General features: G+C 68.3%; 7 protein-coding genes. 1 reads left to right on the forward strand and 6 read right to left on the reverse strand.

Going from position 1 to position 8,463, the window contains the following annotated elements; genetic code table 11:
- The 4 genes from ACYVHT_RS23110 to ACYVHT_RS23125 form a co-directional block, all read right to left on the reverse strand.
- Positions 1–545: hypothetical protein (locus ACYVHT_RS23110; protein ID WP_460557733.1), on the reverse strand; the 545-nt coding region annotated here is incomplete at its 3' end.
- A gap of 110 nt (positions 546–655) precedes the next feature.
- Positions 656–1,609 carry a glycosyltransferase family 2 protein gene (locus ACYVHT_RS23115; protein WP_460557735.1) on the reverse strand — a complete coding sequence of 318 codons (954 nt, stop codon included), beginning with the start codon at positions 1,607–1,609 and terminating at the stop codon, positions 656–658.
- A 29-nt stretch (positions 1,610–1,638) separates the two neighbouring features.
- Positions 1,639–2,907 (reverse strand): MATE family efflux transporter, encoded by a 1,269-nt coding sequence (locus ACYVHT_RS23120; protein WP_460557737.1) that lies wholly within the window; start codon positions 2,905–2,907, stop codon positions 1,639–1,641.
- Positions 2,908–3,188: 281 nt separating this feature from the next.
- The gene (locus ACYVHT_RS23125) at positions 3,189–4,187 is read right to left on the reverse strand and encodes a hypothetical protein (protein ID WP_460557739.1); all 999 of its coding nucleotides are present in this window, start codon (positions 4,185–4,187) and stop codon (positions 3,189–3,191) included.
- A gap of 185 nt (positions 4,188–4,372) precedes the next feature.
- Here ACYVHT_RS23125 and corA point away from each other — a divergent pair, with 185 nt between their 5' ends.
- Positions 4,373–5,566: a magnesium and cobalt transport protein CorA gene (corA, locus tag ACYVHT_RS23130; protein WP_460557741.1), complete on the forward strand. Its 1,194-nt coding sequence runs from the start codon at positions 4,373–4,375 to the stop codon at positions 5,564–5,566.
- On the opposite strand, the gene ACYVHT_RS23135 is transcribed toward corA, so the two are convergent.
- Both ACYVHT_RS23135 and ACYVHT_RS23140 read right to left on the reverse strand, forming a co-directional pair.
- Positions 5,553–6,614, reverse strand: a complete 1,062-nt coding sequence (locus ACYVHT_RS23135) for an AAA family ATPase (protein ID WP_460557743.1) — start codon at positions 6,612–6,614, stop codon at positions 5,553–5,555. The two genes, corA and ACYVHT_RS23135, sit on opposite strands and share 14 nt — an antisense overlap.
- Positions 6,615–6,775: 161 nt before the next feature.
- On the reverse strand, positions 6,776–8,463 hold a 1,688-nt coding region (locus tag ACYVHT_RS23140; RefSeq protein WP_460557745.1), incomplete at its 5' end, for a hypothetical protein.

The raw sequence follows: 8,463 nt of genomic DNA on the forward strand, positions 1-8,463 counted from the left end.
ACCACGGCCGCCGCGCCCAACACGGCCAGACCGGGCCGCACCGCCCAGGCCGCGCCCAACGCCAGCAGCCCCAGCAGCAAGGCCCCGCGCCTTCCCGCCCGCTGCGCCGCATACAGCACCCCCGCCCCCGCCAGCAGCAGCGCCACCCGTGCGTGGCTGAACCAGAACCAATGCTCCAGCCAGCCCAGCCCGAAAATCAATCCTGATACCAGCGCCAATGGCCCCGGCCGCAGGTGGGGCCGCAGCAGCCGGTCGAGCACCGCGAAAAACAACACCGTGGCCGCCGCCAGCAGCCCGCCCAGCAGCAAGCCCAGCCAAGCCACGTCGGGCCAGGCCGTGTATGCCGCCGCCAGCACATGCCCGTAGCCGTGCAGGTACAGCGGCACCGAGGGCACCGGCCGCAGCGCCAGCACGCCCGAAAACAGCCAGGCCAGCGTCTGGTCGTCGCTGGTTTCGGTGTAGCTGCCGAGGCCCAGCACGGTAGCCGCGCTCAATAGCAGCGGCAGCAGGAGGATGCGCAGGCGCGGGGCCAAAAGCCAGTTCATGGCCGCAAGAACGGGAGGTGCGAGGTAAGTAGCGCGAACGTTGTAGTTCGCGCCCCCGGAATGTCCATTGTTCGAACGGCGTGCGGACGCGAACTACAACGTTCGCGCTACTACCCCAACGGCAGACCAGCCAGCAGGCCGAACAACCGGTCCAGCGGCCGCCGGTGGCCGGTGAGGCATAGCAGCGCATAGAGCTCGCGGGCCTGGGCGGCGTGGCGGTGCCGCAGGGCCTGGCGCATCTCCCAGCGCAGGCGGGTGGCCAGGGCTTCGCGCTCCAGGGAATTGCGGCACAGGTCGAGGGCCTTGTCGCAGACGCGGATGGTGGAGGCCAGGTACGGGTCGTGGCGGCGGTAGGCGCGGGCGCTCATGCTGCGCGGGTGCTTGCGCTTGCGGGTCGTTACTTCGTCCAGGTACTGAAACTGCCAGCTGCGGCTGGCCTGCACCCAGAAATCGAAGTCCTCGTAGGTCAGGCTTTCGTCGTAGCCGCCCAGGCTGTCGAGGCAGGCGCGGCGCATCATCATGGTGGGCGTGCTGATGAAGTAGCGGCGCAGCACCTCGGCAAACACCCAGCCGCTGGCGGGCACGGGGATTAGCTGGCCGGGGCCGGCGGGCCGGTGGTGCAGGCCCAGCGGGCGGCTGGCTTCGTCCATCAATTCACAGTTGGAGTACACTACCCCTACCATTGCCCCGGCCGCCTGAAACTGGGCCACCTGCTGCGCCACGCGCAGCGGCAGCAGCACGTCGTCGGTAGCGAAGTCAATCACAAACTCGCCCCGGCTCTGGCGAAAGGCCTGGTTGAAGGCGCGGCAGTTGCCCACGTTTTCAGTCAGAAACAAGGTGCGCCAGCTGGGATTTGCTGCCGCGTATTCGCGCAGGATTTCGGGGCTGCCGTCGGTGCTGGCATCGTCCACCAGCCACACTTCCAGGTGCGGGTAGGTTTGGGCGAGGATGGAATCCAGCGCCTCGCGCAGGAAAGGCGCGTGGTTGTGGCAGAGCGCCACGATGGTGACGCGGGGCGCTTCATTGAGCGCGGAATGCGGAATGGGGAATGGGGAATCGGGCATGGCTCAGCAGGCACAAAGGAAACCATTCCTCATTCCTCATTCCTCATCAAGCGAAGCGCCCACCCGCCGCAGGCCAGCAGCAGCAGCCCGTAGCGCCCGGCGTGGGCCAGCACCGCGCCCTGCAGCCCGTAGCGCGGCAGCAGCAGCGCCAGCAGCCCGGCAAACACCCCCGCCGAAGCCGCCTGCACCGCCACGTAGGCCCCCGTGCGGGCCTGCGCCGTGAGCTGAAAGATGAAAACCCAGCTGAGGAACTTGGCCCAGTCGCCCACCAGCTGCGGAGCCAGAAACGTCTGCGCCGCCAGCAGCCGGGGCGCAAACAGCAGCGGCAGCAGCCAGCTGCGGCAGGCGAAAAGCAGCCCCAGCCCCCCGGCCAGCACCGGGGCCAGCAGCCCCAGCACCCCCAGCAGGTAGCGCCGCGCCGCCAGTGGTTGCCCGGCCAGCGCCGCCAGCCGGGGGTAGAACACGCTGCTCATCACGGCCCCGAACACCATGGTGTAGTTATCCGAGAGCTTGGCCACCACCTGCCACAGGTCGGTGCGGGCCGGGCCGAAAGCCTCCAGCAGGTAGTCGCGCAGCACGTAGTCCACGGCCTTGCCAAAGAGCAGCGTGCTCACGGCCATCAGCAGAAACTGGCCGAGGCGGCGCACGGCCAGCCGGCTCAGCGGGGCGGCCGGGCGCAGGCCGCGCAGCAGGCCCGCCCGGGCCGCCAGCCCCAGGGCCGGCAGCAGCGTGAGCCCCTGCCCCAGCAGGTAGGCCAGCAGCACCACCGGCAACGAAAAGCCCCCCAGCAGCGTGGCCGCCACCGCGCCGGTGCCCAGCGCGGCCAGCCCCACCGTCAGGCCGATGTAGGCCCGCAGCCGCCCGGCCGCCAGCAGCGCGCCGCCCAGCATGGCCTGCCCGGTAATGAGCCCAATGCCAAGCACAAACACCAGCAGGCTGCTCCAGCCCCAGCCCGGCAGGCCCCGCACGGCCAGCACGCCGGCCCCGGCCAGCAGGGCGGCGGCATTGAGCACCGTGGCGGCCCCCAGCCAAGCGCGGTAGCGCGGGCTGCCCGGCCGCAGCGGCGCGAGGTATTTCACCAGGCCCACCTGCACGCCGTCGTAGGGCAGGGTGGTGAGCAGGGCCATCAGGTTCTGGAACTGGGCCAGCAGGGTGAGGCCGCCGGCCGGCGCAAGGGTGGCAAACAGCTTGTTGACGACCAGCGAGCCGGCCGCCCGGGCCACCACCGCTACGCCCGTGCCCAGCGAGCCCCGCACGAAGCCGCGAATGGGAGAAGGACCGAAGGAGCGTCGTGCCATGCCCCGCAAAGAACGGCACACTCCCCTCCTTACCAAGGAGGGGACATTTTCACGAAGTGAAAATCGGGGTGGTTGTGGCGTTGCAGGGCGGCCGGGTGGTCTGAAACCGGTCTGAAGTGGTTTCGCACCTCTCCTAACCGGTTCGGAACCACTAAAGACCAGTTCCGAACCATTTAGGACCGGTTCCAAACCACCCCGGGTTCCCTAACGTCCTCCATTTTCACTTCGTGAACATGCCCCCTCCTTACCAGGGAGGGCCGTGTGCCGTTTATTATTCCGCCCTACAATGCCTTTTCCCAGCTCAGGCGCAGGCCGGCCACGCCGCCCAGGTGGCGCTTGAAGCGCAGCAGCGACACATTGGGGCCGGTATCGAGGGTGGAGGTGCCGAGGTCGAGCACAGCCACGCCGCTGGCCCGGGCAAAGGCATGCAGGCCCTCATTCAGCATCACCACCGGGCTCAGGGCATTGCAGCGCAGCGGGCTGGCCGGATAGAAGTTGTACAGCACCCCACGGCTCACCTGAATGGCAATGGTGAGCGCCGCCCACGCCCCGTCGGGCTGGCGCACCGAGAACAGAAAATGCTCCTTCGGGAAGCGCCGGAACAGCTCCTGCACCCGCACCAGGGGCAACGACAGCGCCTGCCCCCGCTCCTGCCGGCACTGCTGAATAAACTCGTAGGCCAGTGGCAGCAGAAACGGCGGCTCCTGCTCAAAATGCAGGCCGTGGCGGCGACACTTGTGCAGGCGGCGGCGCTCGGAGGGGTGTAGGTGGGCCTCGTAGTCGCGCGCCGGGTCGAGGTGGTAGTTCTGCTCGGCCAGCGTCGCGCGGTAGCCGCGCAGGCGCAGGGTTTCGGCCAGGGCGGCGGCCCCGGCGGGGTCGTAGGCAAAGGGGTAGCCGCGCAGGGCCAGCCGCCGGATGCCGCGCTGCGTAAGCTGCGCTTCGGCTTCCTCCAGCAAGTGGTGCAGCTGGCTTTGGCGCACGCCTGCCGCCAGCTGCACCGCCCCGAAAGGGGCCTGCGCCGGGCTGGAAGCAAAGCCCTGCTGCGGCCGGAGCGCGATGTGCAGCTGCGCCACGGTGCGGCCAACTGATTGGTTTTCGAGGTAAAAGCTGAGCACCGACCCGCCGGCCGGCTGCAACGCCTGGTGCTCGGGCCGCAGGTACAGAAACGGTTCGAAGGCCAGCGGCAGGCGGGGCTGCGCCGGGCCGGCCGCGTCGCCGGGCATCACCTGCACGGCATACACCGGGGCTGCGCCGGGTGCCGCCGGGGTGGTTACCTCCAAAGAATCCGTACTTTTCACACTTACTGTCGTGGCTCAACCGGCAAAGTACGGCACGGAACGCCTGCCCACCGCTACGGGCAGCCGCGCGGTGTACCATGCGGGCCCGGCGCTTCACCACATCTTCATGGGGCTGCCATGCGTAAGCGCCCCAATCACGCGCCCGCTCTTGCCCTCGCTCCTCCTGCATGAACCCGCTTAGCCCCCCCACTCCCAACCGCTCGCCGGCCCTCGACGACACCATGGCCCCCGGCTTCAGCATCACCGACCGCGAGGCCACCCGCCAGGCCCGCGAGCTGGAAGTGGGCCAGCGCCCCGGCACGCTCAACGTGCGCGAGAATGCCCTCAAGCCGCGCCTGTTTCTGATGTCGTACAGCGACACGGTGTTTGAAGAAAACGAATACACCGACCGCTACGACGAGCTGATTGACTACCTCAAGGCCCATCCCGAGCTCAAGCACTGGATTGACGTGCGCGGCTACGGCGACCTGGCCCTGATGGAGCAGCTCATGCAGGAGTTCGGCCTGCACCCGCTCCAGATGGAGGACGTGCTCAACGACTACCAGCGGGCCAAGCTGGAGGTATTCGACGACAACCGCCTGTTCATGGTGTCGCGCATGACCGACTTTACGGCCCTGCTCGAAGTCGATGACGACCAGCTTTCCCTGTTCACCGGCCCCAACTACGTTCTTTCTTTTCAGGACGACTACGACGACTGCCTCGACTCGCTGCGGCTGCGCATCCGGGCCAATTTCAGCACCCTGCGCCGCCAGCCGGTGCTCTACCTGGCTTATGCGCTGACCGATGTGGTGCTCGACCACTACTACCCCACCATGGCCGCCATCGGCGACTACATTGAGGAGCTGGAGGAGGCCATTTTTGCCGAGCGCCGCCCCCGCCGCCTGCTCAACCGCATCCTGCGCATCAAGAAAGACGTGGTGCGCTTCCGCCGGCTGGTGTACCCCGAGCGCGACAAGATTGCGGAAATTCTGCGCCTGCCCGAGGAAATCATGCCCGAAAGCCTGAAAATCTTCTACCGCGACGCCTACGACCACGCCATTCAGGCCCTGGACCTGGCCGAAAGCTACCGCGACAACATCTCCTCCCTCACCGACCTCTACATGTCGGACCAGGGCAACCGCATGAACGAGGTGATGAAGGTGCTCACCATCATCAGCACCATCTTCATTCCGCTCAGCTTCGTGGTGGGCCTCTACGGCATGAACTTCCAGCGCGACGACGGCCACGGCCACTACCTGCCCCTCAACATGCCCGAGCTCTACAGCCCCTGGGGCTATCCCACCGTGATACTGATAATGGGCCTGGTGGTGACGGTGCAGCTCTACTATTTCTACCGCAAAGGCTGGCTCACGAACCGATAGAGGGCCGTTCGGCCAGCGCTGCCCGCACCTGCGCCACCCGCTCGGCCACCGTGCCCGTCACCAGCGTGTAGGGGATGCCATAAAAGTCGAGCTGCATCAGAATGGCGCCGTGCTGAAAGCTGCGCAGCGCCTCCGGGCCGCGCCAGCCGTCTTGCTCAAAGGGCACCGTGGGCGCGCACACAAACGTGTGGGCGTAGCGCTGCCCGCACACGGCCGCCATGGCCTGCAGTGCCGGGTCGCAGCGGTGGAAATAGTAGTAGGAATAGAGCGCCGTGGTGGCCGCGTTGGTGTCGCAGAACAGCACGCCGCGGGCCCGGGCGGCGGCTTCGTCCTCCAGCTCGGCGTGGCGGCGGGCAATGTAAAGCAGGTCTTCGTAATCGAGGTTGCCCTGTTTCTGCTCGTGCAGGGTGCGGCCGTACTCGGGCACCCACTCGGTGCCCCAGGCTTCGGCCAGCGCCGCGCACAGCGTTGACTTGCCGCTGCTCTCGGCCCCCAGAAACACGGCGTAGGGCACCGCTGGCGGCGGCACCACGCCCAACTGCGCGGCCACCAGCGGGTGCAGAAACCGGGCGTAGGCCGCCGGATTGGCGCGCACCAGCGTGCCGGAAACCGGCACCGTGTGGCGGGCTACATCCACGGCCACGTGGGCAGCCCCGATGTGGGCGGCAAAGCCCGGCCCGTAGGCTTCGCTGCTGAAAACCACCTCAACTTTTATCCTCTGCCGGGCCAGCCATTGCCGCACAAATTCGCGGTGCGTGAAGTCGTCGGCCGCATCGGGCGGCACGCCATCGGCCTGGGCTGAGAGGGCGAAAACGCGCAGCAGCGTGCGGCCGATGCGCGGGCCGTCGGCCAGCTCATCGCCCCGGTACAGCTCGCGCAGCCACTGCGCCCGCACCGCCGCCGGCTGCGTGGCCGAATCCGGATTGGCATACACCAGCACCACCAGCTCGGCTACCTGGGCGGCGGCCGTTTCGAGCAGCAGCTGGTGGCCCCGGTGCGGCGGCCAGAACTTGCCGACCACGAGGCCGGTGGAATAGGGTGGAGTCATCGACGGGAGCATTTTCTTGTAGTAAAGCTGGTCATGCTGAGCGGAGGCGCAGTCGAAGCATCTCTACCGCGTAACTAATTCAATGGTACTGCACCGAAGCGGTAGAGATGCTTCGGCTGCGCTCAGCACGGCGTTCTTGTTTTATTCAACTTCCCTCCGCCTCACGGCTGCGCCAGCTTCAGCTCGGTGCGGCGCAGCTCGCGCTCCACGATGCGTACCAGCTGGTAGCTGTCGGAAGTAGCATCGTAGCTCAGGCCGATGCCGGTGCCGGTGCTGGGCAGCGCGGCCCCGCCCTGCAGCTGGCCTTTGTTGTCGTAGAGAAACACCTGGCCCGGCCCCGGCTCCGTGATGGCCACCACCTGGTGGGCTTTGCCGAAATCGAAGAGCTGCACGGGCTTCTCGCCCGAGGTCACGAAGTGCTGGGTGAGCAGCGGGGCCGTTTGGTCGGGCCGATAAACATCAAGCTGGCTGCCGTCTTCGCGGGTGAGCACGAAGCTGCGGCCCCGCTGGTCGGGCACGAGGCGGAAGCGGGCCGTGCGGCTCCAGGTGGCGATGCGCTTGCGGCTGAGGATTTCGCCGGCCAGGGTGAAGGTTATCAATTCGCCGTGCTGGTTGATGAGCGTGAGGCGGCTGCGGCCCAGCGTGCTGCCGGGCTGCACCAGCACATCGCCGGCCAGCCGGGCCCCCATGCTCAGCGGAAAGCCCGGAAAGAGGTTGCCCTGGCCATCGAAGGCATACACGTAGCCGTTCTGCAGCGGGGCCAGCACCACGTCGCGCCCGCTCACGCTGAGCACCGCCGGGCGACCCGCCAGCGGAAAATCGAGCCGCTTGGGCTGCCAGCCGGGGTACAGGTGCCCTTTGGCATCGAGCAGCAGCAGGTCGCTGCCGGCCGTGACGGCCAGCAGGCGGGCCGGCGCCTCGGCGCCGGCCGCGCCGGCCAGCAGGGCCGCCACGCGCTCGGTGTCGGGCAGGTTGAGGGGGAAGGGCAGCACGGCCTGGCCTTCGTTGCCGAGCAGGTGCAGGCGGTGGCCGGCCCCCAGCAGCAGCCCGCCCGGCACCCCGCCCCCGGCGGGCAGCAGGCTGAGGCCCACCGCCGGCCCGGCCAGCGTATCGGACCACAGCACGGCATTGTCGGACGACACGTAGTGCAGCACCTGGGCCGAATCCTGCACCACCACGGCCGGCACGCGGGTGCCCAGCGCCGGCAGCAGCGTGGGCGCGCCCAGCAGCAGATGCTTGAAGGCCAGCACCCGGCCGTTGGCCGCCGCGCCGCCGGCCTGCGCCGTGGCCGGCCCCAGGCTGGGGTGCCGCAGCAGCAGCTGGGTGAAATACTGCGCGTCGGGGCTGCCCTCATTCTCAGCGGGCACCAGCTGAAATGCCAGCTGCGAGAAGCGTTTGAACAAGGCTTCGTTGCGCAGCAGCCCGGCGCGGCGGTCCTCGGTGAGGATGCCGAGCAGGGCGTTCCAGCTGTTGCGCGTATCCACGAAGATGCCCAGCCGGGCACGGGGCAGGGTTTCCTGCAAAAAAGAAACCTGGGCGGGCGTTTGGGCCCAGGTGCGGCCGGCCACCACATCGGCGAGGTAGCCGTTGATGGTCAGCTCATCCGACAACACCAGGTAATTGCCCACCAGCACCCCCGCCTGGGCCAGAACGCCCACGGCCTGCGGCTGCGCCGGGGCCAGCAGCGGCCCCAGCACCGCCGCTTCCGAAAAACCCACCGGGTGCACCTCGTAGGGCCCGGTTTTGGTGAAAGCCGGCGAGCTGCCCTCCAGCCGCCGCAGGCGGGCCAGCCACTGCGCGGTGCGGGCAGGGGCCGGGCAGCGCACCAGCGCCAGCCGGCCCGGCCGGG

The sequence above is a fragment of the Hymenobacter daeguensis genome, from assembly GCF_054780555.1.